24 protein-coding genes are annotated in these 26052 nt (G+C 62.6%); 5 read left to right on the plus strand and 19 right to left on the minus strand.

Annotated features, from left to right (window positions below; genetic code table 11):
- Positions 1–142: 142 nt before the first annotated feature.
- The 4 genes from BT116_RS00495 to BT116_RS30950 all read left to right on the plus strand — a co-directional run bounded on the left by BT116_RS00495 (position 143) and on the right by BT116_RS30950 (position 3372).
- Positions 143–1237, plus strand: a complete 1095-nt coding sequence (locus BT116_RS00495; RefSeq protein WP_072339080.1) for an alkene reductase — start codon at positions 143–145, stop codon at positions 1235–1237.
- A gap of 76 nt (positions 1238–1313) precedes the next feature.
- Positions 1314–2102, plus strand: a complete 789-nt coding sequence (locus BT116_RS00500) for an SDR family NAD(P)-dependent oxidoreductase (protein WP_072339082.1) — start codon at positions 1314–1316, stop codon at positions 2100–2102.
- A gap of 99 nt (positions 2103–2201) precedes the next feature.
- Complete coding sequence (locus tag BT116_RS00505; RefSeq protein WP_072339084.1) at positions 2202–3218, plus strand: NADP-dependent oxidoreductase; 1017 nt, start codon at positions 2202–2204, stop codon at positions 3216–3218.
- A complete protein-coding gene (locus BT116_RS30950; RefSeq protein ID WP_170845922.1) occupies positions 3211–3372 on the plus strand; it encodes a hypothetical protein in 162 nt (53 codons plus the stop codon). Before BT116_RS00505 ends, BT116_RS30950 begins: the two co-directional genes overlap by 8 nt.
- Before the next feature lie 111 nt (positions 3373–3483).
- On the opposite strand, the gene BT116_RS00510 is transcribed toward BT116_RS30950, so the two are convergent.
- The 15 genes from BT116_RS00510 to BT116_RS00580 form a co-directional block, all read right to left on the minus strand.
- Positions 3484–5094: a gamma-glutamyltransferase family protein gene (locus BT116_RS00510; RefSeq protein WP_072339086.1), complete on the minus strand. Its 1611-nt coding sequence runs from the start codon at positions 5092–5094 to the stop codon at positions 3484–3486.
- A 41-nt stretch (positions 5095–5135) separates the two neighbouring features.
- Positions 5136–5915, minus strand: coding sequence for an amino acid ABC transporter ATP-binding protein (locus tag BT116_RS00515; RefSeq protein ID WP_072339088.1), 780 nt, complete (start codon positions 5913–5915; stop codon positions 5136–5138).
- A gap of 2 nt (positions 5916–5917) precedes the next feature.
- Positions 5918–6694 (minus strand): amino acid ABC transporter permease, encoded by a 777-nt coding sequence (locus BT116_RS00520; protein WP_072339090.1) that lies wholly within the window; start codon positions 6692–6694, stop codon positions 5918–5920.
- A gap of 12 nt (positions 6695–6706) precedes the next feature.
- Positions 6707–7513: an ABC transporter substrate-binding protein gene (locus BT116_RS00525; RefSeq protein WP_072339092.1), complete on the minus strand. Its 807-nt coding sequence runs from the start codon at positions 7511–7513 to the stop codon at positions 6707–6709.
- A 77-nt stretch (positions 7514–7590) separates the two neighbouring features.
- Positions 7591–8259: a GntR family transcriptional regulator gene (locus tag BT116_RS00530; protein ID WP_072339094.1), complete on the minus strand. Its 669-nt coding sequence runs from the start codon at positions 8257–8259 to the stop codon at positions 7591–7593.
- Between the two features lie 435 nt (positions 8260–8694).
- A complete protein-coding gene (locus BT116_RS00535; protein ID WP_072339096.1) occupies positions 8695–9636 on the minus strand; it encodes a helix-turn-helix domain-containing protein in 942 nt (313 codons plus the stop codon).
- Positions 9637–9822: 186 nt separating this feature from the next.
- Entirely contained in the window at positions 9823–10587 is a 765-nt protein-coding gene (locus BT116_RS00540) for a 2-keto-4-pentenoate hydratase (RefSeq protein ID WP_072339098.1), read from the minus strand.
- A complete protein-coding gene (locus BT116_RS00545) occupies positions 10584–12191 on the minus strand; it encodes a bifunctional 3-(3-hydroxy-phenyl)propionate/3-hydroxycinnamic acid hydroxylase (protein ID WP_072339100.1) in 1608 nt (535 codons plus the stop codon). Before BT116_RS00545 ends, BT116_RS00540 begins: the two co-directional genes overlap by 4 nt.
- 2 nt (positions 12192–12193) lie before the next feature.
- On the minus strand, positions 12194–13057 hold the full coding sequence (locus BT116_RS00550; protein WP_072339102.1) for an alpha/beta fold hydrolase: 864 nt from the start codon (positions 13055–13057) through the stop codon (positions 12194–12196).
- Positions 13058–13083: 26 nt separating this feature from the next.
- Positions 13084–13686: an amino acid synthesis family protein gene (locus BT116_RS00555; RefSeq protein WP_072339104.1), complete on the minus strand. Its 603-nt coding sequence runs from the start codon at positions 13684–13686 to the stop codon at positions 13084–13086.
- 13 nt (positions 13687–13699) lie between these two features.
- Positions 13700–14149 carry a VOC family protein gene (locus tag BT116_RS00560; protein WP_058546791.1) on the minus strand — a complete coding sequence of 150 codons (450 nt, stop codon included), beginning with the start codon at positions 14147–14149 and terminating at the stop codon, positions 13700–13702.
- Between the two features lie 11 nt (positions 14150–14160).
- Positions 14161–15201: a VPS10 domain-containing protein gene (locus BT116_RS00565; protein ID WP_072339106.1), complete on the minus strand. Its 1041-nt coding sequence runs from the start codon at positions 15199–15201 to the stop codon at positions 14161–14163.
- Between the two features lie 12 nt (positions 15202–15213).
- Positions 15214–16008, minus strand: a complete 795-nt coding sequence (locus BT116_RS00570; protein WP_072339108.1) for an SDR family NAD(P)-dependent oxidoreductase — start codon at positions 16006–16008, stop codon at positions 15214–15216.
- A 26-nt stretch (positions 16009–16034) separates the two neighbouring features.
- Positions 16035–17525 (minus strand): aldehyde dehydrogenase family protein, encoded by a 1491-nt coding sequence (locus tag BT116_RS00575; protein WP_072339110.1) that lies wholly within the window; start codon positions 17523–17525, stop codon positions 16035–16037.
- A 10-nt stretch (positions 17526–17535) separates the two neighbouring features.
- The gene (locus tag BT116_RS00580) at positions 17536–19077 is read right to left on the minus strand and encodes an acetolactate synthase large subunit (protein WP_072339112.1); all 1542 of its coding nucleotides are present in this window, start codon (positions 19075–19077) and stop codon (positions 17536–17538) included.
- A 274-nt stretch (positions 19078–19351) separates the two neighbouring features.
- Here BT116_RS00580 and BT116_RS00585 point away from each other — a divergent pair, with 274 nt between their 5' ends.
- Positions 19352–20104, plus strand: coding sequence for an IclR family transcriptional regulator (locus BT116_RS00585; protein ID WP_072339114.1), 753 nt, complete (start codon positions 19352–19354; stop codon positions 20102–20104).
- Positions 20105–20300: 196 nt separating this feature from the next.
- Here the strand turns inward: BT116_RS00585 and BT116_RS00590 are convergent, their stop codons facing one another.
- The 4 genes from BT116_RS00590 to BT116_RS00605 form a co-directional block, all read right to left on the minus strand.
- Positions 20301–21626: an alginate export family protein gene (locus tag BT116_RS00590; protein ID WP_072339116.1), complete on the minus strand. Its 1326-nt coding sequence runs from the start codon at positions 21624–21626 to the stop codon at positions 20301–20303.
- A gap of 82 nt (positions 21627–21708) precedes the next feature.
- On the minus strand, positions 21709–23058 hold the full coding sequence (locus BT116_RS00595; RefSeq protein WP_072339118.1) for an aminotransferase class III-fold pyridoxal phosphate-dependent enzyme: 1350 nt from the start codon (positions 23056–23058) through the stop codon (positions 21709–21711).
- An 11-nt stretch (positions 23059–23069) separates the two neighbouring features.
- Complete coding sequence (locus BT116_RS00600) at positions 23070–24491, minus strand: aldehyde dehydrogenase family protein (RefSeq protein ID WP_072339120.1); 1422 nt, start codon at positions 24489–24491, stop codon at positions 23070–23072.
- 82 nt (positions 24492–24573) lie between these two features.
- Positions 24574–26022: an APC family permease gene (locus tag BT116_RS00605; RefSeq protein WP_072339123.1), complete on the minus strand. Its 1449-nt coding sequence runs from the start codon at positions 26020–26022 to the stop codon at positions 24574–24576.
- Between the last annotated feature and the right edge of the window lie 30 nt (positions 26023–26052).

Raw genomic sequence — 26052 nt, forward strand, 5'->3', positions numbered from 1 at the left:
TCATGCCCACATCATACATAGATGTCGAGCATAATCAAATTCGTTGGCAGTTTAGATTTCGATCATCATCCTAATGAAAAGCGCGCTCACCTCGCCAGGCTGCACGCGCTCCCTTTATCCAAACCTACGGAAACAAGACGTCATGGCCGACCAGATCCTGTTCACACCCTACACGTTGGGTGATCTCACGCTTTCCAACCGAGTGGTCCTGGCGCCGCTGACACGTAACCGTGCGGGGCAAGGTTTTGTGCCGAGCGAGTTCGCTGCCACTTACTACAGCCAGAGAGCGTCCGCAGGCCTGCTGATCTCCGAGGCCTCACAGATCTCCCAGCAAGGCCAGGGCTATCAGGACACCCCCGGGATCTACACCCAGGCCCAGATCGACGGCTGGCGCACGGTCACCGATGCCGTGCATGCCAAAGGCGGGCGGATTTTCCTGCAACTGTGGCATGTCGGTCGCGTTTCCCACGTCGACCTGCAAGCGAACGGTGCGGCGCCAGTGGCCCCCTCTGCTCTGCGCCCGGCGACCAAGGTATTCGTCAACAATCGTTTCGAAGACGTTTGCGAACCGCGAGCGCTGGACATCAGCGAGTTGCCCGGGATCGTCAACGATTTTCGCCAGGCGGCGGCGAACGCCATCGCCGCGGGATTTGACGGCGTAGAGATCCACGGTGCGAACGGCTACCTGTTGGACCAGTTCATCAAGGACGGTGCCAACGTGCGCACCGATGCCTACGGCGGCTCGATTGAAAATCGTGCTCGCCTGTTGCTGGAAGTGACGGCGGCGGTGGTGGACGAAGTCGGCGCCAACCGCACCGGCCTGCGTATTTCGCCGGTCTCGCCGGCCAATGGTGTGTCCAGCAGCGCGCCACAGGCCCAGTTCGACTACCTGATCGACCAGCTCAACACCCTCGACATCGTGTACCTGCATGTGGTCGAAGGCGCGACCGGTGGGCCGCGCGACGTTGCGCCCTTCGACTTCGGTGCCTTGCGCCAGCGCTTCAAAAACACCTACATCGCCAACAACGGCTACGACCTGGACCTGGCGACCTCACGACTCATCGAAGACAAGGCTGACCTGATCGCCTTCGGCCGGCCGTTCATCGGCAATCCGGACCTGGTGGAGCGGCTCAGGACCGGTTCGCCTTTGTCGGCATTCAATCCCGCTACCCTCTACGGTGGTGGTGCGAAGGGCTACATCGACTATCCAACGCTCGCTGAATCCAGCGCGCAGTAACACTGGCCAGACCCGACTGCGCGCCTGAACAACAGCGCGCAACTCGCTCATCGATACCTTGAAGAAGAGAATCTCCATGGACACTCGCACAACTGTTCTCATCACTGGCGCCTCCACCGGTATTGGCGCTGTCTATGCCCAACGCTTTGCGCAACGTGGACACGATCTCGTCCTGGTGGCCCGCGACAGCGCGCGCCTGGAAGCGCTGGCCGCCAAGCTGCGCAGCGAACACAACGTTGCCGTCGATATTCTCCAGGCCGACCTGACCCAGCTCGGCGACCTGACAACCGTCGAAGCCCGGCTGCGCGAAGACGCCAACATCGGCATCCTGGTCAACAACGCCGGCGCCGCCCAATCCGGGACCTTCATCGAACAGTCGACCGACAGTGTCGCGCACCTGGTGTCGCTCAATACCACCGCGCTGGTCCGGCTGGCCAGCGCCATCGCCCCACGCCTGGTGGAAGCGGGTGACGGCGCGATCATCAACATCGGCTCCGTCGTTGGCCTGGCACCGGAGTTCGGTATGTCGGTCTACGGCGCGACCAAGGCGTTCGTGCTGTTTCTCTCCCAGGGACTCAGCCTGGAACTCTCTCCGAAAGGCGTCTACGTACAAGCCGTCCTGCCAGCGGCCACTCGCACTGAGATCTGGGAACGCGCGGGCATCGATATCAACACCCTGAATGAAATCATGGAAGTCGGTGACCTGGTCGATGCCGCACTGGTCGGTTTTGATCGTCGCGAGCCGGTGACCATCCCGCCCTTGCATGAAGAAGCACGCTGGGATGCCTTGCAGGCCGCACGTCAAGGCCTGCTCGGGCAAATCCGGCAGTCCCATGTCGCCGAACGCTATCAAGACCCGGCGTGATCATCGTTTAGCAGGTGCCGGCGCGAAGGACAGCGCCGGTATTTCCGGATGCCGGACCCAGTGATCACTGCACTGCATCCCTTATGAGAGCAAAGCACCATGAAGGCATTTTTAATCGACCGCTACGGCAAGCACAGTGGTCGTATCGGCGAGTTACCGGCCCCTGACGTGGGTGACCACGACGTTCTGGTCCGCGTGCGGGCTGCCAGCGTCAATTTGCTGGATTCAAAGATCAGTAAAGGCGAATTCAAGCTGATCCTGCCCTACTCCTTTCCCTTGGCATTGGGTCATGACTTGGCCGGGGTCGTGGTCCGCGTGGGATCCCGTGTCGAGCAATTCAAGCCGGGCGATGAAGTCTATGCCCGCGCCCCGGACGGGCACATCGGCACCTTCGCCGAGCAGATTTCAGTGAACGAAAATGCCCTGGCCGTGAAACCGGCAAACATCAGCATGGAAGAAGCCGCCGCCCTGCCCTTGGTCGCCCTGACCGCCTGGCAGGTACTGGTTGAAACCGCCCGGCTGAAGAAAGGCCAAAAAGTCTTCATCCAGGCCGGTTCAGGTGGTGTCGGCACCCTCGCCATCCAGCTTGCCAAGCACCTCGGCGCTTTCGTGGCGACCAGCACCAGCACCCGCAATGTGCCGTGGGTCAAAGCCCTGGGCGCAGACGTTGTCATCGATTACAAACAACAGGATTTCTCAAGCGTCCTGCAGGACTATGACGTCGTGTTGAACAGCCTGGGCGCCGATGAGCTGGAGAAATCGCTGAAGATCCTGAAACCAGGCGGCCAACTCATTTCCATCTCCGGCCCCCCCACCCCACAGTTCGCCCAGGCCCAGGGACTTTCCTGGGTGCTGAGACTGATCATGGGCCTGTTGAGCCGCGGTATACGCCGCAAGGCCCACCGAAAGGGAGTGAGCTACGCCTTCGTGTACATGCGTGCCAATGGTCCTCAGTTGCGGGAGATCACCACGCTCGTCGAGTCCGGCAGCATCAAGCCGGTGCTTGACCGATCCTTCCCCTTCGACGCGACAGCCGATGCCCTGAGCTATGTCGAACAAGGACGATCGAAGGGTAAGGTCGTCATCAAGATCCACTCGGGAATGGCCGATGAGTGAAAGCGTACCGGCGCCGCAGAGCGACCAGGATCCGACAACAAAGGAGCCCCGTTCGGCCCCGGCAACCGTGGAGAAAAACAAGCAGGTGCAAGACACCGCCGCGCCAGTTGCTGCGCCGGTAGTTGTCTGGCGCACATTGATGCTTGAGCAATGAGGAGCGTCAGGCCAGTACCGCCTGAAGAAAAGCGCTGATTTGACCTGTGGCAATCGGCCTTGAGCGGCAAACGCGATCCGCAGACACTCCAGGCATCGGCGGATCGCGCATTTACCAAACGGCAATATGCGAATCCGCCCGGGGCTCGGTACCGCCGCACAGCACGCCGCTGACCGGGTCACGCAGGATAATTTGGCCGCGGCCATAGTCGGTCAGATCGCTGGCGATCCGGACCTCATGCCCCCGTCGCGCCAGCGCATTGGCCAGGTCCCGTGAGGCCCCGTGCTCGATCCCGACCCTCATCGCCCCCAGCCATTGCCAGCGCGGCGCATCCAGCGCCGCTTGCGGGTTCAGGCCGAAATCCACCAGGTTCATGACCATCTGCACATGCCCCTGGGGCTGCATGTAGCCGCCCATCACGCCGAAGGGACCGAGGGCCTGGCCATTGCGGGTGAGGAAACCGGGAATGATGGTATGGAAGGTCTTCTTGCCGGGAGCCAGGCAGTTGACGTGGGTCGGATCGAGGCTGAATTCCTGCCCACGGTTCTGCAGGGCAATACCGCTGTCGGGCAGCACCACGCCGGAGCCAAACCCGTGGTAGTTGCTCTGGATGAACGAGACCATATTGCCCTCTCCATCCGCGGTCGCCAGGTACACCGTGCCGCTGGCGTGGGGGTCACCGGGCGCGGGCGGCTGGGCCTGTTCGCCGATCTGCCGACGACGGCGGGCACTGTAGTCATCGCTGAGCAGGTCGGCCACCGCCACGCGCATGTGCAAAGGATCGGTGATGTAGTGCAGGCCGTCGCTGTAGGCCAGCTTCATCGCTTCCAGTTGGCGATGCCAGGTCTGTTGGCTGTCACGGTGATCGAAGTCGAAGCCTTCCAGTATCTTCAACGCCATCAAGGCCACCAGGCCCTGCCCGCTCGGTGGGATTTCCCAGACATCCACGCCTCGGTAATTGACATGGATGGGCTCCACCCACTGGGCGCGATAATCCTTGAGGTCCGAAGCTCGCAGATAGCCGCCGCTGGCCCGGGAATGGGCGTCCAGGCGCTCGGCCAACGCACCGCGATACAGGCTCTCGCAGCGGGTGTCGGCCAACTCCTGGAGGGTGCGCGCCTGGGCCGGGTTGCGAAAAATCTCCCCGGCCCGTGGCGCTCGGCCTTCGATCAGGAAAGTCTCGAACCAGGCCTCGAGGACGACATCGCGATGGGGCGTGAATTCGTTCACCGCGACCTGCCATTGATGGGCAACCACCGGCGACAGCGCAAAGCCGTCCCGCGCCAGGCTGATCGCCGGTTGCAGCAGCTCGGCAAAGGGCAGCTTGCCAAAGCGTCGGGACAACTCGGCCCAGGCCGACGGGCAGCCAGGGACGGTCACCGGTGTCCAGCCATAGAGCGGCATCTGCTCATGGCCGGCGGCCTTGACCGTCTCGATGCTCAAGGCGGCCGGGGCATGGCCGTTGCCGTTGAGGCCGTGCAACTGGCCCTTGCACCAGACCAGCGCGAAGGCATCGCCGCCGATGCCACAACCGGTGGGTTCCACCACCGTCAGTGCGGCGGCCGTGGCGATGGCGGCGTCGATGGCATTGCCGCCCTTTTGCATGATCTCGATGCCCGCCTGGGCAGCCAGGGGCTGGGACGCGGCGACCATGCCTCGACGGGCGAAAACGCTTTGGCGTTGCGACGGATAAGGGTATTCGTGGGCAGAAAATTTCAGCATGGCGAAGGCTCTTCGATACAGAATTCAGTGGCCGGGAAAGGTCATAGCACGCGACTGAGAAAAGCCCGGGTACGAGGATGGACGGGGTGACAGAAAATCTGCTCCGGCGGCCCCTGCTCGATGAGCTCGCCCTGGTCCAGGACCACCACACGGTCGGCCACTTCCCGGGCAAAGCCCATTTCATGGGTCACCACGACCATGGTCATCCCCTCCTCGGCCAGCTCCTTCATCACGTGCAACACCTCGCCGACGGTCTCCGGGTCGAGGGCGCTGGTGGGTTCATCGAACAACATGGCCTGGGGTTTCATGGCCAGGGCCCGGGCAATCGCCACCCGCTGTTGCTGGCCGCCGGAAAGCATCGACGGGTAGTGATCGGCCTTGTCCGCCAGGCCGACCCGCTCCAGCAGGCCGCGGGCCTGCTCCAGCGCTGCGGTGCGGGTCACGCCAAGCACCTGGATCGGCGCCTCGATGATGTTCTCCAGGGCCGTCATGTGAGGAAACAGGTTGAAGCGTTGGAAGACCATGCCGATGTCCCGCCGCTGCCGGGCGATGTTGCGCTCCGACTCACGCACCAGGCTGCCGTCGGCCCGCTCGCGATAGCCCATGGCCCGGCCGTTGACGCGGATACGCCCGCCCTGGATGTCCTCCAGCAAGTTGATGCAACGGATGAAGGTGGTCTTGCCGGAGCCCGAAGCGCCGATCAGCACCACCACTTCGCCGCGCCGCACTTGCAGGGAAATGCCCTTGAGAATCTGCAGCTCGCCGAAGGACTTGTGCACGTCCAGCGCCTCGATAATCAGCTCTTCGCTTTTATGCGCCATGGTTAACGTGCCCTCAGCAGGTTCAGGGTGCTGCGACCGAACATCCGCGTCGACGCCGGCGGTGGCGACGAAGGCCGGTCCGATTGGCCGAAACGGGCCTCCAGCCAGCGCTGGAAAAAGCCCCACAACGTGGTCAGCAACAGGAAGTAGATCGCCACCACCAGATACAGTTCGAACACCCGGAACGTCGCCGAGGTGACCATCTGGGTACTGAGCAACAATTCCTGTACGCCGATCACGCTGACCAGCGTGGTGTTCTTGAGCATCACGTTGAACTCGTTGCCCAGCGGCGGAACGATGACCCGCAACGCCTGGGGCAGCACAATGCGGCGCATCAGTTTGGCGAAGGTCATGCCCAGCGAGCGCCCGGCCTCGTATTGGCCCTTGTCCACCGCACCGATGCCGGCGCGGATGATCTCGGCCATGTAGGCCCCCTCGTTGAGGCCCAGGGCAATGATCGCCGCCTGGATATTGCCGGGGATCACCAGGCCGAACAGGTCGATGTCTTCGAAGCGGAAAATCCCGCCGGCGGCCAGCGCGGTATAGAGAAAGACGATCTGCACCAGCAACGGTGTGCCGCGCATCAGCCACACGTAAAAGCGCACTGGCAAATGCAGTAATGGGTTGCTCGACAACCGCAGCAACGCGGCGGCCAGCCCGAGGGCGCAGCCCAGCAGCATCGCCAGCACACTGATCAGGCAGGTCAGCCAGAGCCCGGTGAGGTACACCCCACTGGGCTGCAGCAGGTACTGCCAGAACACATCCCAATTGAAATTCATCGGTGGTTCACCTCAATCAAGTGTGTCACTGGCGACATGCCATTTGCCAAGCAACTGGGTGTAGCTGCCGTCGCTGCGCATATCGCCGATCACCTGCTGCACGGCAGCGGTCAGTTGCGGATCGTCCTTGCGAATGCCCAGGCCGGTGAGAATCCGGCTGAAGGCCGGCACGCCCTCCTCGAACAGGTCGGGCGCCATGGCCGCGTAGTAACCAGCGGTTTCCACGGTGGTGCCATAGGCGTCGACCTGGCTGATGCGCAGGGCCTGGAAGGCATCGGTGTCCGTGTTGTAGACCACCAGCTTCATCGCCGGCTTGCCGGCCTTGGCCAGGGTTTCGTTTTCGGCGTCGAGCAGGGTCTTGATGGTGGAACCGTTGAGCACCGCGACCTTGTGCCCGGAGAGATCCGGCAGTGTCTTGAGGCCCTTCGGATTGCCCTTGGGCACCACCACCGCCTGGCTGGAATACATGTAGTTGACGATGTCGATCACCTCGCGGCGCTCGGGCTTGTCGAACAGCTGATCGACAATCATGTCGCACTGGCGGGCCAGCAATGCGGGGAGCAATCCGGAAAAGGGAATGACCCGCCACTCCACCTTCTTGTCACCCAGGCGCTTGGCGATTTCCAGCCCCAGGTCCACGGTCAATCCCTTGGGTTTCTGCGCCTCATCGAAAGACACCAGCGGCGGCGAATCCATGCCTGAGCAGTAGACGAGTTTGTCGACCTTGAGCAAGCGCTCCGGGACAACGGGCGCGGCAACCGCCCACTGCGCACAGACACCCAAGGATAAAGCGGCAACCAACAGGCGAGGCTTATGCATGACCAGACACTCCAGTTCAGTAAGTAACGGGCAGTACTCAAAGTCAGAACACGGGCAGGTCTAATCTCCTGCTCTCGTTATTTTTTCGATTGCAGGAACTCGATCAATTCAGGAACGGTGCCCTCGATGTGCGCACGCACCACCGCCTCGGCCTTCCCGGCATCGCCCGCACGCAGGGCGTCGAGGATCAGCATGTGCTCCTGGCGCGCACTCAGGGGCTTTTCCACATGCTGCAACCACAGGCGCATGGGCGCTTCGATCAAGGAATACAGCGCGCTGATCTGCTTGAGCAATCGCGGACGACCGCTGAGGCTGCACAGGTATTCATGGAACGCGCGATGGCGGCTGACCCACTCGGCGCTTTCCTCGCGGTAATCGTCCATCTCGTCCAGCAGTCGCTCCAAGGCAGCCAACTGGCGCTCGCCAATTCTGGCTGTCGCGACACGAACTGCCAGGCCTTCCAGAGCGCTGCGCATCTCGAAGACTTCGTGCAACTCGTCGATGTCCAGGCCGCTGACAATCGCCCCGCGATTGGGTCGCAGGGTCACCAGGCCCTGGGCATCCAGACGACGGAAGGCTTCGCGCACCGGCATCCGGCTCATGCCGATCTCGTTGGCAATGTCCTCGGCAATCAGCCGGTCGCCTTTGCGTAACCGACCGCCACAAATGGCATCGAGCAGGAAGTTGTAGGCCTCCTCCTCGGCGGTCATCGGTGGGCGTTCAGCGTAAGTCGGGGCAAATTGCATGGCAGCACCTTCTGCATTTTTGTATCCAATTATCCACGGATTCAAGAAAGCAGAATGCGTGCCAAGCTCTCCCATGATCATGCAAGCGTTTGATTTGAAGGAATTTTCAGCGAAAACGACTGCCTGCCTGAAACCTTGGATCGCACACGTGTGCTACCAAATAGCTCAGCGACTGCCTGTTATGGGTGCACGAGGGCGCTTCGGTAACACCGCAATGCCAGTTACCCAAGGATTTGTAAGATTAATTGTGGCGAGGGGATTTAGCGAAACGTCGCACCGCCCCGCCGGGCTGCGCAGCAGCCCCAAAAAAGGCCGAATGCAGCCAACCTGGCACATTGCGGTGGCTGGGTTCAGGGCCGCTTCGCGGCCCAGCGGGGCGGTGCGACGTTTCGCTAAATCCCCTCACCACAGATTTCACTGCGCATTTGGAGCCCATCATGCAGGTGCCCTGGGTGTATCCGAGGGTGACTCGCCAAACAGCGCCCGGTAATGGGCCGCAAAATGACTCAGGTGGAAAAACCCCATCGCCACAGCGATTTCACTGACGTTCAGCGCGGCCGCACGGGTCGTGATCAAACGCCGGCGCACGGCATTGAGCCGCAGGTTGCGCAGGTACTCCACCGGGCGCATCCCGGTGACCGCCTGGAAACTGTTCTGCAGGGTCCTGCGGCTTACCCGCAATTGCTCGCACAAATCAAGGATGCTCAAGGGCACCTCTGCGCTGGCGACGACCAGCTCTTGGCAACGCTTGACCAGATAGGCACTGACGGCAAAATTGCCGCGCCGGCCACGCACCTCGTCCGAAGCGTGACTGAACAGATCGAGAAAGGCGTTGAGCAGGACGTCTTCGAGGATTTTTTCCGAGGCCGGATTGACCGCGTCCGCCTGTTCCAAAAGGTGACGGAACAGTGGGTGGATCCTTTGCTGCACGCGGCGCAGCACCGCCTCATCCACGCTGACCTGGGACACGCTTTTCAAACGCTTGAGCTGCTCGCTCGACAGTTCGTAGGCCGCCAGCTTGGCGAACCGCACCGTGTCGACATTGGCCGCAAAGAAGTGCATGCCTTCCGGAGCGTGCAAGACGAAGTCCTCGCCATCGCGCAACAACACGACGCTGTGGGCGCCTACCTGGTGCCCCTGGACCACCGGCGCACCGCCCAGCGACATGGCGATGCACAATCGCCCTTTTGGCGCGCAACCGTGCTGCACCACGCGTTTATCCAGCACCTCCTGGAAAATCTGGAAACGTTCGGCGCACACCTGGCGCAGCTCACTGGAAAGGCAGCCACGCCCGAGCTGGTCATAGACCTGTTGCCAGCCCAGGATCGAACCGGCGTGTTGTTGAGGATCATTGAAGGTACGGACTTCGGCGAACATGATCGTTGGTCCTCGGTGGCGCTGCGTTTATTGCCTGGTAAGGTTGCTCAAGGACATCTGAACCCCGTGGCGAGGGAGCTTGCTCCCGCTGGGCTGCGCAGCAGACCCATTTTTGTGAGCGCTTCGCACTCAAGCGGGAGCAAGCTCCCTCGCCACGGGTTCGGCGTTTCCTTGAGTGAACGGTGCTTACTGCCGGAAAACCAAAGCCAGTTCCATGCCAAGCATGTACAACCGGTACTCGCCAGCCTTGATGTCCAGAGGTGCCAATAAAGATCCGGACAACACCACCTGGCCCTCTTCAATGCACTGCCCGTCGGCCAGCAAGCGCCGCACCAACCAGCACAGGTTGGCCTGGGGCATGTCCTCGCGCGCCTGGGCATTGCCCTCGCCACAAGGCACCCCATCGCACGCCAGGCGATAATCCACGTGGGCCAATTGCTCGGGATGGAACCTGACCCGCGAACCCAGGCAATACAGCGCCGCGGCGGCATTGTCGGCAAGAAACCCGCCGACGCCGAAACGCCAGCCCTGCCAGCGACTATCGGCAATTTCGAAGGCTGGCGCGACCTCGGACACGGCGGCGAGGATGTCCTCGTCGCTGTAGAAACCGGGCACCAGCGTACGTCCCAGGACAAACGCCAGCTCGATTTCCAGCTTGGGCTGGATCAGCCGTGCCAGGGGTATCGTGTTGCCGGGTTCCACAGCCATGGCATCGGTCAGCGCACCCAATACCGGTTCATCAATACCGAAACGGTCCTGGGCGGCGCGGCCGGCGAAGGCCACCTTCCACCCAGTCAACCGCTCACCCGCGACCTGGCGCCGGCGCAATGCCTCGCGCTGCAAGGTGTAGCCGGTCGGCAGGTCGACGGCCTCTGGTTCCAACGAAGGCAAGGCGTGCACGGCCTGCGCGGCATCGTGAAGCCGAACCAACAGATGATCTTCGCGGCTCATGAGAGTTGCTCCGCCAGTTTGCGCAAGACGCCTTCGAGCCGCTCGGGTGTGGTAATCGCGGCAACGAACCGATCCGGCCGCACCACCACAACGCAGTCACGCACCTTGGCAAACCATTCGCCCAAGCGGTTATCGACGTCCTCGACGCAAATGGCGCCGCTGGCGGACAAGGGTTGGTTATGCCCCACGCCACTGCGCGAGCGATTGATCTGGATGAAACGCGTCTCCCAGCGCGCCCACCAGGCGGCGGTTTGCTTGCTGAGCTGTTCACTCGGATTGACCCGATACCCCAGCACCGCATAGGAATGCCCCAGCACGTCGTCCAGGCGCCGGCGCTGACCCTGGGCGTCCTCGACAGACGGCTGGATGAACAATTGCCCGACCAGATCATCCTCATGCAGCTCGGCACGCTCGTGATGAACCAGGCCTTTGGTGATGGTCGCCTTGGGTTTGAACTTGAATTCCAGCAAGTGCGAGCGCAGGTTGTCGACGCTGTTGACGGCCTGGAACAACCAGTCCCGCACACCGGCCATCAACGGGTTGGTCAGCCCCAGCACTGCACCCATGTTGTCGGCCAACGCGATGAGGTCGGTCGCATGCCCACGGCGCTCCTGATCGTAGCTGGCAAGAATCGCCGGCGACGCCCGACCTTGGAGGATCGCGGCAAGCTTCCAGGTGACGTTGGCGACATCACGCAAGCCCGAATTGAGCCCCTGCCCGGCCCAGGGCGGGGAAATATGCGCCGCATCGCCCACCAATGCCACACGGCCCTGGACAAAGCGCGCCGCGACCCGGGAGTTATGGGTGTAGGCGCGGATCCGGATGATTTCCAATTGATCGACCGCATCGCCGATATGCCCACGGATCAAGTCCCGGATCGTCGCCTCTTCGCACATCCGGGTCTCGTCTTCGCCCTCCAGGAGCATGAATTCCCAGCGTCGTTGCTGGTACGGCAAGTAGATGCAGACGAAGGGTCGCTGAGGGTCGGCATGCAGGGCGGTATACGGTGCATCCAGGCTGTCGTTGGCCGTGTCGATCACCACCCATTTGCGCGGATGGGTCAGCCCCAGCAGTTCGATGCCGAGTTTCTTGCGCACGCTGGAACGTCCGCCATCGGCACCGATCACGTACTGTGCCTGCAATTGATAGAGCTCGCCCTGGGCATCGCGCACCTGCAAGGTCACGCCCTCGGCATCCTGCTCCAGATCGAGCATTTCATGGCCCTGGCGCAGCTCGACACTGGCGTGCTTGCCCAATTGCTCGCGCAATGTGGTTTCCAGCAACTGTTGCATGAAGATGTTGCGCATCGGCCAGCCATAGTGAGCCGTGCTCGGCTTGACCTCGGCAAAACAGACGCCTCGCGCATTGTAGTAACGCAAGGGCACGTTGCAGATCATGTCGCGCGCGGCCAACTCGGCGATGCCGATGCCCTGCAACACCCGCAGCGCCTCGTCATCCATGCCCACCGCGCGCGGATACGGCAGGACGCCGTCAGCCAATTCAAGGACGATGCAGTCGATGCCGTACAGCCCCATGTAATGAGCGGCCGTGATCCCGTTGGGGCCGCCGCCCACGATGACAACCTGGGTTTTCTCCTGCTTCATCGCTATTCACCGCTTTGTTGTTGTGGTTGTAGGCATTGGTCGTGCAAGTAGTCCATGACGACAAGGTTGAACGTGTCCTCCTGATCGTCATGGACATAATGGCTGGCGTCGGCGATTTGCGCTGTATGCACGCGCGGATTGGCCTCCTTCATCGCCTCCAGGGTCGCCTCGGGCAGAAAATCGGAGCGCGCGCCCCGGATGAACAGCGTCGGGCAATCCAGCGCCCGGACCGCCGGCCACAGATCGGTCGGGGTGATGCTCAGGCGCGCCTGGGCAATGCCGGCCTGATCATGGCGCCAGCCGATGCCTGCCGGGGTTTCCTTCATCGAATGGGTCAACCTGGACGCCAGCCCCTCGGCGGACAGACCGGGACGTGAGCGGCGCCAGAATTGCGCGGCACTTTCCCAGTCGGGAAACGACAGGGGCGTCTGGCTCATTTCGCGACGGATGCGCTCGGCACCGTCGCCGTTGATCGACGAGCCGGGGCCAATGTCTTCGATCACCAGGGCTTGCAGGCGTCCAGGATTGAGCCGGGCATACTCCAGCGCATTGGTGCCGCCGAGGGAATGCCCCACCAGCACGAAACGCTCCAGCCCCAGGTGCTTGACCCAATCGTCCAGATCGCTGACATAGGCTTCGGTCCGGTAGCTGGAAGCCTCTGCCCAGTCGCTGTCGCCACGGCCACGCTGGTCCAGGGCATGGCAGCAGAATTGCTCGCCCAACGCATCGGCCAAGGACGCCCAGGTCTGGGCATAGGCCCGCAGCCCATGCAGCAACAGCACGGGAATGCCTGACGCGTTGCCCCACGACAAGTAGTGCAGGCGCATTCCCGAACGATTGGTGAAGAACTGGCTGTTTGCAGACATTCGTTGGCTTCCCACGTCAGCGCACCTCAATACAGGCCGTCATTGCCCTTGACGTCAGCGGCCTGGAGGCCACCCAGGCGTGCGTGCAAACGCCCGCGCGTGGCGAAGGCCCAGATGATGATCAACTCGTCGGCCGAGGGACCATCACCGAACGTCAGGGAAATACTGTCGTAATGGGAGCGGACATACAGCGCGTCCTTGTGGGCCAGCGGCACGTCGATGGTCACGCCAGGCCCGCCACGTTTGCCGGTGGAAGGCACCCAGGACTTGCCACCGCCCAATGCGACACGGATCGGATCCGCCGCCGGATTGGTCAGCAATGCATTGCCGTGCTCATACTCGCCCTGGCTGCCCACCAGGCACGCCTTGCCGTAGCTGACAATCTCATGCTCGCCGGCCAAGGCTTGGATACGCCGACCAAACTCCTGGCCGAGCAAGGGTGACGGTTCTATCAACTCGGCCAGGCTTTCGCTGAAACGTCCGGCGTAAGGGTTGGCGATCACCGCCCCAATGGCGTACTTGAACAGCGGCTCGCCATCGGCCAACTGGCCGGTTTCGTTGGCCAGGGTTTCCTCGACGAAGGTGTACCATTTGCGGATGTGGTAACTGGCGAAATTCGCGGTTTTCATCAGACTTGCCTCTTTAAAGTGGGTCGAGATCGAAATGCCGGCTGGGGGCCCCAGCGGCCTTGAAGCGGGCCTTGCCGCGCTCGTCGTCATGTTCGGATTCGAGGAAGAATTCCAGGCGATTGCCGTCGGGGTCGTTGAAATACACGCCGTTGCCGATTTCGTGGTCGGTGATCTTCACCACCTCGACGCCCTTGTTCAGCAACATGCCGTAGAGCTTGCGCAGGGTGGTCATGTCGCCCGCAATCTCCAGCCCGTAGTGCTGCAGCCCCAGGCCGCCCTGGTGGGCCCCGGGTGCTGCGCGCAGCAAAGCGATGTCGTGGTGCTTGGCACCGAAGGCCATCATGATCCAGCTTTCACCCCGGGCGCTTTCATGCATGCCCAGCACATCGGCGTACCAACGCGCCGACACTTCCGGGTCGCTCACGGATAGCGACAGGTGAGTACGAACGACTTCGACTTTCATCGCGCGATACCTCAGTTCTTCTTGATGATGGATTGATGCCCGGACTTGATTTGCGCCACGGCGGGCGTCCAGAGCACATCAGCGATTTCACTGAATTCACGCCACTGCTTCTGCCAGCCGTCACCGCCATTCTCGGAAGTGAACAGATGCCCGTACTTGGTACCGGCGACAATCTGGCGAGGGTCGGCAGGGTTCAAGGCAATCGCCCAGACACAGGAGTTGGGCTGTTGTGGCAGCGGCAGCACTTCCCAACGGAGGGCGGCATCCCGGGACACCAGGACCTTGCTGGTCGTGCCTGGAGTGCCGTCGGAGATGCTCAGGTAGAGCGTGTCCTCGCTGCCCAACGGTGCATTCATGGCGCGTACGTAGTACAGGCCGAAGGCTTCCCGGGCGACGATGCCGGTCCAGGTCTGCCCCTCGTCGAGGCTGCGGTAAACGGCGTTGACGCACACCACGACGATGACCTTTTGCCCATGGTTGGGCAGGACGACGATGTTGTGCACGTCCGAGTTGTAGTCCCACAGCAGGCGGTCATCGACGCGTGTCCAGCTCTCGCCACCGTCACGGCTGTGGAACAGCCCGCCCTCTTCCAGGCCGAACCAGAGCTGGTTGCGATCCGTCGGATCGTAGGCGAAGGCCAGCAAGCGTGGACGACTGACGCCGTCGCAGAACTCCGGGATCTCCACGGGGGCACGATCCCAGTGCTGGCCACCGTCGAGGGTGCGCCACAGCACGGCGCGCGACGGTGCACCGGTGCCGACGAAAATGCGCTGTGCATCCTGTGGGTCCACGGCCACTTTCCAGACGGTCTGCCCATTGAACGGCGAATCCACCCGCTGCCAATGGCCGCCGGTATCGCGGCTGATGCACAGGCCGATATCGGTACCGGCGTAAATCACCTCGGGCGTACCCGGATGGAAACTCAGGGATCGGCTGATCGCGTCGAATTCCAGGTCCTGGCCCAGGCCCAGGCGATGCCAGGTACGGCCATCGTCGGCACTGCGGATCACCGCTTGCCCGACGGTGGCGACCAAAAGGGTTCCGTTACTCATCACTGCTGCTCCTCAAATGAAGATGCCACGGGTCAAGCCGCCGTCGATGCCAATGGATTCCCCGGTCACGGCACCTGCCTTGGGGGAAGCGAGGAAACCGATCAGCCAGCCCATTTCAATGGGCGCCAAGGTGCGCCGGATCGGTGTCGCATCGATGTAGCCCTGCTCCACCTGCCCGGGCGTCTTGCCCTGCTTGATCCCTTCGCGCTCATACAGCTCCTGGATGTGCGGGGTGTCCACCACGCCGGGGTGGATCAGGTTGACGGTGATGCCGGAGGGGCCCAGTTGGTCGGAGAGTGTCTTGGTCATGTGGGCGATGGCCAGGTTACGCATGCCCGAGAGGACCTTGCTGCCACGCCCGGTCAGGCCACCGATATTGATGATGCGACCGAAGCCGCCGGCCTTCATGTGTGGGGTCACGGCCTTGGCGCAACGGAAATAGCCGATCACCTTGGTGTTGAGGTCCGAGAGCAATTCGTCGTCGCCGGCATGCTCGATGTCGTTGCGCACCACACCGGACGGTGCCGCGGCGCCATTGACCAGGATGTCGATGCGACCAAAGTGCTTGTGGGCAGCCTCGACCATGTCGGACACCGCCGACATCTGGTTGGTGTCACAAAACAGCGGCAGCACCTCGTTGCCGGTCTGCGCGGTGATTTCCTCGGCGGCTTGCTGGAGAAACTCCATCCGCCGTGCGCAGATCACCACCTTGCAACCTTCCTGGGACAGAAAGCGCGCGACTTCCTTGCCGATGCCCATGCCACCGCCAGTGACGATCGCCACGCGGCCTTGTAATTCCAGATCCATAGCAGTTCCTCTTGTGATTGTTCGGCTCAGGCGAGATCGACGAAGACACTCTTGGTTTCGGTGTAGGCATCGATCACGTTCTTACTCATTTCCCGGCCCCAGCCGGATTGCTTGTAGCCACCAAATGGCGAGGCCGGGTCGACGACGTTCCAGCAGTTGATCCACACCGAGCCAGCCTTCAACTGGGCGGCCACGCGATGGGCGGAGCGTAAGTCACGGGTCCAGAGACCCGCCGCCAGGCCGTAAGGCGAGTCGTTGGCGCGCAGCACCAGTTCATCGATCTCGGTCCAGCTCATCACGGTCAGTACCGGGCCGAAGATTTCCTCCCGGGCGACACAGGCGCGCTCGGCGCGGTCGAGAAACACGCTGGGCCGGATGAAGTGGCCGCGCTCCAGGTGGGCCGGGCGGTCACCGCCGCAGATCAGTTCGGCGCCCTCTTCCTGGCCCCGTTGCAGGTAGCCGCGCACCGTGCCCAATTGCCGGGCCGAGACCAGCGGGCCCATGCTGCTGGCCGGATTCAGGCCCGGCCCCAACACATGGGCGGCCGCGTGGCGCTGGAGTTCTTCAAGCACCTGATCGAGGACGCTGGCGTGCACGTACAGACGCGATCCGGCGGTGCAGACCTGGCCCTGGTTGTAGAAAATGCCGTCGGCGGCGCCCTTGGCGGCACGGGCGATATCGGCGTCCGGAAGAATGATGTTGGGGGACTTGCCACCCAGCTCCAGGGAGACCTTTTTCATGTTGCCGGTGGCCGCCTGGGCGATCAGTCGCCCCACCTGGGTCGAACCGGTGAAGGCGATCTTGTCCACGTCCGGGTGCTGGGCCAGCGGAGCGCCGGTATGCGCACCGAGGCCGGTGAGCAGGTTGACCACCCCAGCCGGGAAACCGGCGGCCTCGATCAATTGCACCAGGCGAATCGCAACCAGAGGCGTCTGCTCGGCGGGCTTGAGCACCGCGACACAACCGGTCGCCAGCGCCGGGCCAAGCTTCCACACGCACATGGTCAGCGGGAAGTTCCACGGCACAATCAAGGCGCAGACACCCACCGGCTCACGCAAGGTGTAGTTGAGCATCGGCGCGCCACTGGAAGGCGATACCGGCAGCGTGCTGCCTTCGATCTTGGTCGGCCAGCCAGCGAAATAACGAATGATATTGGCCGCACTGGCCGCTTCGCCCCGGGCCGCGCCGATCGGCTTGCCGTTTTCCAGGGTGATCAGTTGCGCCAGCTCTTCGCGATGCTGGTCGAGCAGTTCCGCCAGGCGAAACAGCAACAACCCGCGCTGCGCCGGTGAGTGCTGCGCCCAAGGCCCGGTGAAGGCCGCGCGGGCGGCAGCGACGGCGGCATCCACGTCACGTGCACCGCCTTCGGCGACTTCCGCCAGGGTGTGCTCAGTGGCCGGGTTTTCCACGGCAAACCGACGGCCGTTGGCGGCATCCTGCCAGGTGCCGCCGATAAACAGGCGCCCGGGCAGCGACAGGAACTTCTCGACCGCTGGTAACAATTGAATCGGGCTCATATCCGCTCCTTCACAGTGCCATTTCAATCAGGCAAGGACCGCCATCGGCCTTGGCGTTGGCCAGGGCGCGCTGCAACTCACCGTTGGTGTGCACGGTGCTGGCCGGCAATCCGTAACCCTTGGCCAAGGCCTTCCAATCGATGCGCGGACGGTCCAGCACCGTCAGGCTCAGGGCCTCGGGGCCCAGCTCGGTCATGCCGAAGCGGCGCAACTCGTTCTGCAGGATGGCGTAGCGGTGGTTGGCCGCGATCAGGATCACTACCGGCAGTTGCTCGCGGGCGATGCTCCACAAGGTCTGGATGGTGTACTGGGCACTGCCGTCCGATTGCAGGCAGAAGACGCGGTTGCCGCGCTCGGCCATGGCGGCGCCAAAGCCCACCGGGATGCCCTGGCCGATGGCCCCACCGGTGTTGGTCAAGACCCGATGCCGTGCGGCATGGGCCGACGCGGTGAAGAATGGATAGCCGCACGTCCCGCCTTCCACCGAAACGATGCAGTCGTCCGGCAGCGATGCGGCCAGCACCTGCCCCACGGACTGCGGGGTCAACGTAGCGTCGCCTGGCGGCAGTTCGATACCGGTTGGCGTTGGCACATAAGCCGGCGCTTCAAGCGCATCGGCAAGTGCAGTGAGCGCGCCGGCAACATCGTCCCCTACTTGCGCCAGGCAGAGCAGGCGTTCACGTTCGGCCAGGCGAGAAGCGATGCCTTCGTAGCCGAAATAACTGATCGGGTCCGGCACGCCGGCGCACACCACCGCGTCGTACTGGTCAAGGATCTCAATGGCCACTTCGGGGAAGTACGGCAGGCGATCCAGGTCAGGCAAACCACCGCCGCGATAGCTCAGGCGCGGAAAGGTTTCGGCGAACAGGCGTACGCCCGGCAACTGAGCCAGGCGCCCCGCCGCTTCGAGTCCGGCGACGGACAAGCCTTGGTCGCCAACGATAAACACCAGGCGCTGGCCATCACGCAGGGCCTGGGCGACCGCCTCGATCCGGTCACCGGCAAAACGGCGAACCGGGGCCTGCAATGCCGCGAAGGCTTTCTCGTGCCGCACCGTGTTGGCTTGCAGGTCCATCGGAAGAATCAGGCTGGCGATCTGCCCGTTGGCTTGCCAAGCGGCACGCACTGCCTCTTGGAAATCTTCGCCAACACCCGATGCGGTGCGCGATGTGCGCACCCACCCGGAAACACTCCCGGCCAGCGCCTGGATATCACTGGCCAGTGGCGGATCGTAATTGACGTGCCATGACGCGTGATCGCCGATGACGTTGACGATCGGGGTGTTGGCGCGACGCGCGTTGTGCAGGTTGGCAATGCCATTGGCAAAGCCTGGCCCCAGGTGAGTCAGGGTCATCGCCGGCTTGCCGGCAATCCGGCCGTAGCCGTCCGCAGCACCGGTGCACACCCCTTCGAACAAGGACAACACCGGCTTGAGGGCTGGCGCACTGGCCATGGCTGCCACCAGGGGGATTTCAGTCGTTCCGGGATTGGCGAAGCAGTATTCGATACCGCTCGCCACCGCCGCTTTCACTATCAGTTGCGCACCATTCATTTCCAGCCCTCTTGATCGAGCGTTTGCAGTGGCTGAGATTTATCACACAGAAAAACCCTTCACTCAAGTATTTTTACATACAAAAGCTCTTATTTTGAGATTTATGCAAAATAACAACTCGAATACCACCTTCAATATGTTTGTTTTTCTCAAGCACTGGCGTATCGTGGCGACGCCCTGTTCGCCGAACGAGCGGGCTTTTCATCATCGGCGCACCTACCTATAGTGCTCACCCAACGACCACCTACGCGCCATTCCCCCCTTTAGGAGCGAAATGAGCAGTCTGAGCAAAATGCTGAGTGTGCTGGACCTGTTCGGCCCGGAAACGCTGAAGATCGACCCCGACACCATTGCCGAGCGCATGGGCCTGTCACGGGCGACTGTGTACCGCTACGTCAAGGATTTGTGTGATGCGGGCCTGCTGGTCAGGGTCGATGCCGGCAGCTACGGCCTGGGGCCACGCATCATTGAGCTGGACTGGATGATGCGGCAGTACGACCCGATCCTCGTGGCAGGCCGCGAGTTGATGCACGAGCTGTCCGACGCCACTGGCCTGGCGGTATTCGCCAGCGTTTTTTACGACGGCCGCATCATCAACACCTACATCGCCGAACCCAGTGACACCTACCAGTTCGCATTCGGCCGCGGCCAACCACTGCCGTTTTTTCGCGGTGCGCAATCCAAGGTATTGATCGCCTTCCAGAAGGGTCGGCGCCTGCAACGCCTGTTCGAAGAACACCTGGCCAACGACCCCGACAGCGGCCATGACTGGGCAAGCTTTTCCAAAGCAGCGAAAAAGATCCGCAAGGATGGCTATTGCATGACCCACGATGAACTCAACCTGGGCCTCACCGGTATCGCGGCGCCGATCGTCAACCCCGAGCTCGACGAGGTGGTGGGCAGCCTTTCAGCCGTCGGCAGCACCGACAGCTTCAAACTGCTGCGCCAGGAAACCGTGATTGAAATGGTGATGGACACCACCCGGCGGATTGCCGAGCGGATGCAACATCCGCCTGCTGTCAGCTAGACAACAGGGACACTGCTCACTCAATAAAAACGCTCCCCTGTGGCGAGGGGATTTATCCCCGTTGGACTGCGCAGCAGTCCTAAAAGCTAAACAACTCGGTGTGTCAGATAGATTGAGTTGACTTGTATGGGGGGCTGCTGCGCAGCCCAACGGGGATAAATCCCCTCGCCACAGGGTTTATCGAACCACTCCTGCCTCAGAACGGCACGGCCACCGTCACCTGGCTGTACACGTTGGTACCATTGCCCGCCACTTGATTGCCCCCGGTCGTTGCATCCCGATCCGGCTTGTAGAGGCCGATCAGCGGGGTGACGATCAAATGCTCGTTGACGGCCCACTCGGCATACAGATCCAGCTCACGGGCATCCAGGTTCAGGCCGTTGTCTTTACGCACAGTGTTGTAATCGAAGTACAACGCACCGAGGGTCAGGTTCTCCAGCGGCTTGGCGGTCAGGCCGACATGATGAATGCCCGTGTTGCTGTTGAAGGGCCCGGCATAATTGCCCGCGACTTCACCCTGGAACCACGTGCCATAACCCGTGCTCTGCCCGGTGAACAGCGAATCCCACTTCTGCGAATAGCGGCTGTAGCGGTACGTCAGCTTGGGTGCCCAGGCGAGATCGGCAAAGGTGTAGCCGGCCTCGGCGTACCAGGCGTTCTGCGGGCCGGCGTCCTTGTCCTGCCAGGCGTATTCGAATGCCAGGCTGGCGTTCTCGATGCCCGCGTCGCCTTCACCACGGACGCTGTAGACGTCCATGCCCTTGCGTTGCTTCTGGAAATCGCTGGCCCACTGCTCGTTCACGTCGAGGCCATGTATCCAGGTCAGCCCCAACGTGCCCGCCTTGGCGGTGTAATCGAGCGTGCCGGCGGCCAGTTCGGTTTCGGCCTGGGCACGGTTGTCGGACTTGAGCCACACCACGCTGCCATGCAGCCCCTCCTGCCCGCCCAGACGTAATACGGCGGTTTGATCGAATGCATGCCGGGCAGCCAGGTAATAGGCGCCACCGCGATTCAAGCGACCATCGGCAGGCCCCTTGCCCAGGTTCGGCCCGTCATCGTTGATCAAGAATCCCCTGCCCAGCTTGACCACCTGGCGGCCGCCGGAGATATCGACACCGTCCTGCCCCAACACAGGGAACAGATCGGCGGAACGCCAACCCAGGTAAGCGTCTTCGATCTTCGTCGTGCGCTCGCTGCCCAGCGTATTGCCGGCCGCGTCGCCGTCGCCCCAAGTGGCGGAACTGACCAGGCTGAACGCCCCGTAGGCGGTGCCATGGCCGGCCAGGCCCTGGTCGCCGCTGACGCCATACTTGATAAAGCCTTCGCGCCAGGTTGAACCGCCGGGCCTGCCGTCGTAGTTCTTGCGGCTGTTGAAATGGCCGAACACCGCCAGCATGTCGGCATTGAGGTGAGTGTCGTCATCGGCATACAACTCATAGGCCTGGACCTGACTCGCAGCGCAGAGCGCCAGCGTACAGGCAAGGCCACTGCCGAAAAATTCCATACGCGACAGGTTCCGCATGGCTGGAGCTCCTTGTGGTGCGCCTTCGAAGGCTGTCTTTATATTCAGGAGCCGGCGCAGCACGCTGCGCCGGCGGGTCGGGCTAGCGGCAATCGGCGAGCGCGCCGTCCAACGCAGCGACCATCATGGCGGCCTCGTCGGAGGTGAGAGTCAGCGGTGGCGACATCACGATTTTGTTGCCTATCGGGCGCACCAGTACGCCGGCGCGGCGCGCCTGCTCGGCGATGCGCGAGGCCAGGCCATTGGCCGGGTCCAGCGGCTCGCGGGTGGCCTTGTCCGCCACCAGGTCCACGGCGATCATCAAGCCCTTGCCACGCACTTCGCCCACCACCGCATAACGCTCGGTCAGCGGCTGCAGTTGCTCCAGCAATTGGGCACCGACTTTCCCGGCATTGCCCGGCAAGTCCTCGGCTTCGACGATGTCCAGCACCGCCAGGGCCGCCGCACACGCCGTCGGGTGACCGCTGTAGGTGTAGCCATGCATGATCACGCTGCTGAAACCCGGGCCATTCTCGATGGCATCGGCGATACGCTGGTTGAACACTGTGGCGCCCATGGGGATGTAGCCGGCGGTGATGCCCTTGGCCAGGCACAGCACGTCGGGCGCGACGCCCCAGCCCCGGCTGCCGAGCATGCAGCCGGTGCGGCCGAACCCCGTGACCACTTCATCGGCGATCAACAAGATGCCGTGGCGATCACAGACTTCACGCAGTCTCTTCCAGTAATGCGCCGGCGGCACGATCACGCCACCGGCACCTTGCACCGGCTCGGCGACCAACGCGGCAATGGTTTGCGAACCCAGCAGCGCGATCTGGTCTTCCAACTGGCGAATGCAGTGATCGGTCAACTCCTCCGGATCGCGGCAGTCCCAGGGGTTGCGGTACAGCCACGGCGTATCGAGCAGATGACAGCCCGCCAGCAGCGGCCCGTGGTTGTAGTGATACACGCCGTTGCCGCCCACGGAGGTGCCGCCCATGTGCACGCCATGGTAACCATTGCGCAATGACAGAAAGCGCGTGCGCCCTGGCTCGCCGCTGGCGATCCAGTATTGGCGGGCCATTTTCAGGGCCGTCTCGACCGCATCGGAACCGCCTGAACTGAACAACACCCGGGTCATGTTTTCCTGGGCGAACATCGACGTCAGCCGCTCAGCCAGGTCGAACACCCGCGGATGAGCGATGCCATCGAAGGTCTGGTAATAAGCCAGTTCGTCCAGTTGCGCGGCAATGGCTGCCTTCACTGAAGCCCGGTTATGGCCCACGTTCACGTTCCACAAGCCGCCGACACCATCGAGCATGCGATGGCCGTCGATATCGGTGATGTAGTTACCGTCGCCACGGGCGATGATCAACGTCTTGGACCGGTTCGCCGGCGCCGAAGAACTCATCGGGTGCCAGAATTTTTTTTGTGCTGTCTTGTATTGCTCGTACATGGTTGTACTCCTCACTCTGTTTCACGCTTGCGTACGTACAGCAGTTGCTGGCCGGTGAACTCCAGCAACCCTTCAAGGCCGAACTCGACGCCGAACCCGGACATCTTGCTGCCGCCAAACGGCGTATTCGGCTGGATCTGCGCATGGCAGTTGACCCAGGCCATGCCACATTCCAGGCGACTGGCCAGGGCCTGTGCCTGCTCGCTGTCGCGGCCCCAGACCGATCCACCCAGGCCCATGTCGCCAGCATTGGCGCGACGCAGGACATCCTCGACATCCTGGTAGGCAATCAGCGGCAACACCGGACCGAACTGCTCCTCATCCACCAGGCGCTGCCCGTCGGTCACATCGGCGACCAGCGTCGGCGGATAGAAAAAGCCCGGGCGGTCCAGACGGGCACCGCCACACAACACACGCGCCCCCTGGGCACGGGCATCCGCCACCAGCTCCTCCACCAGCGCCAGCTGTTCGAGGTTCTGCACTGGGCCAAACGTAACCCCCGGCGCCAGGCCATCACCCACCACCTGACGCCGGGCGATCAGGGTCAGGGCCTCGGCAAAGTCCTCGTACTGGGATTGGTGGATATACAAGCGCTTGAGGGCGGCGCAGGTCTGCCCCATGTTCAGGAACGCGGCCTGGAAAATATCTTCGGCAACCGCCTCGACCGACGTGCCTGGCAGCACGATGGCGGCATCGTTGCCGCCCAGCTCCAGCGTCAGGCGCTTGAGGTTGCCGGCAGCGCCGCGCATCACGCTTTGGCCGGTGGCGGTGGAGCCGGTGAAGACAATCTTCTGGATGCCCGCGTGGGCAGTGATCGCGCTGCCGAAACCCTGTTCGCCGGTCACGCTATTGATCACGCCCCGAGGCACGTGGCGAGCGATGACTTCCACCAGGCGCAGGGTGCTCAAGGGGGTCAGGCTCGACGGTTTGCTGATCACGCAGTTGCCGGCCCGCAATGCCGGCATGATGTGCCAGACGGCGATCATGAAGGGCCAGTTCCAGGGCGTGATCGACGCAACGACGCCCAATGGCTTGCGGTGCAGTTCAATGCGCTGGCTCGGAGTCTGCTCCACCAACTCCACGGGGATCTGTTGTTCGGCGGCGTAACGCGTCCAGGCCACCGCGCCCATCACTTCGGAGAACGCCAGTTCCAGCGGCTTGCCCTGCTCCAGGACAATCAGCCGGGCCAATGCCTCGGCTTCCTGCTCGAGATCGACAGCGATGCTCAGCAGGCGTTGGCGGCGGTCTTCATGGGTGCTGTGTCGCCACTCGACAAAGGCCGACTGCGCCGCTTCGACAGCGAGGTCCAGCTGGGCCAGGGAACCGGCCGCGCAACGGGCGAACACGCTACCGGTCGCCGGATTGAGCACATCGAAGTGGCCGTTTTCGCCGTCGACCCGGGCCCCATTGATGAGCATTTGATAATCGTGCATAGCATCTTCCTTTCACGCGCTGCCGGACCGTCCCGAACGACAGCGCAGTTTTTTGTGTGGTTTGACGTGGTCGCGTGGCGCCCTAGAGCTTGTGGCTGCCCAACGCCATGAACCGCTCGGGCGAGGACTTGCGCAATCGGGCGGCGAGGAACACGCCGACGATCAGCGCGGCGGGAATGACGGCGCAAAGGCCGTAGGACAACAGTTGGCTGGCGCCGGTCAGCACGTCGAAATGAATCACCGCAAGGGCCAGGACCGCCAGCAATGCCAGGCACGAAAAGACCGGAAGAATCCGACCGCGCCAGAGCCCCAGCTTCAGCTCCGGATGAGCGCGAAAATAGACAAACACCGCCGCTGAGGTCAGCGCCATGAGCAGGATCACGCACAGCGTGGCCAGGTTGGAGAACCAAGCGAACAGCTGAAGGATCGGATCGGCGTCCAGCGCGGCGAAGATCAGTACCACCACCGCCGCGATCAGGCTTTGCAGGACCGAGCCCATGTGCGGACTCTGGTGCACGCGATGGGTGGTGCCCAACCGGCTGTGCAGCAAACCGTCACGGCCGATGGCATAGAAGTAACGAGCCGCGGCATTGTGAAACGCCAGCAGCCCGGCGTAGATGCTGACCATGAACAGCACGCGGATGACCTGGGTCAGGTGCGGGCCGACAAAGTGATCGGACATGCCGTAGATGAACGTCGTCGGATCCTGGAGCGCCTGCAGGGTCGGCACGATCTTGTCAGCCCCGACGCCGATCACCATCGCCCAGACCGACAGGGCATAGAAACCACCGATCAACAGCACCGAGCTGTAGGTAGCAATGGGAATCGTACGGTGCGGGTTCCTGGCCTCCTCGCCGTAGATGGTGGTGGCCTCGAAGCCGATGAATGCCGCGAAGCAGAACAGCAAGCCGATGGACGGCGTGCCGCTGAACACATGGCTGCGCTCGAACGAATCGAGATTGATGCCGCTGTCACCACCCGTCGTGAGAATGGCGAAATCCAGCGTCAGGATCGCCAGGTACTCAGCAATGACCACTACCGACAGCACCCGGGCCGACAGGTCGATCTTGCGATAACCGAGAATCGCGACACTCGCCATCGCCAGGAGCGAATAGGTCCACCAGGGCAAGTCCAGGCCAAAGACGCTGGCCATCGTGCCACTGACCACGCCACCGAACATGCCGTAGAGGCCAACCTGGAGAATGTTGTAGGCGAACATCGCCAGCACCCCCGCCGCCCCGCCGGCCAAGCCACCCAGGCCGCGGGAGGTGAAGGCATAGAAACCACCGGCGTTGGTCATGTGGCGGGACATGGCGGTGTAGCCCGCCGAAAACGCCAGTAACACCAACAAGGCCAAGATCAGCAATGCCGGTGTGCCAGCGCCGTTGCCCAGCATGATGCCAATGGGGAAACCGCCGGCGATGACGCTCAAGGGACTCGCCGCCGAAATCACAAAGAAGATGATGAAGCCGACACCCAAGGCGCCGCGTTTCAACTCCGTCGAGCTGCTGATCGGGAAAGATACGCTCATTGTTCTTGACCTTATTGTATGAGGCAGTTG

Source organism: Pseudomonas sp. NFACC16-2, assembly GCF_900119205.1.
GTDB classification, from domain to species: domain Bacteria; phylum Pseudomonadota; class Gammaproteobacteria; order Pseudomonadales; family Pseudomonadaceae; genus Aquipseudomonas; species Aquipseudomonas fluorescens_Q.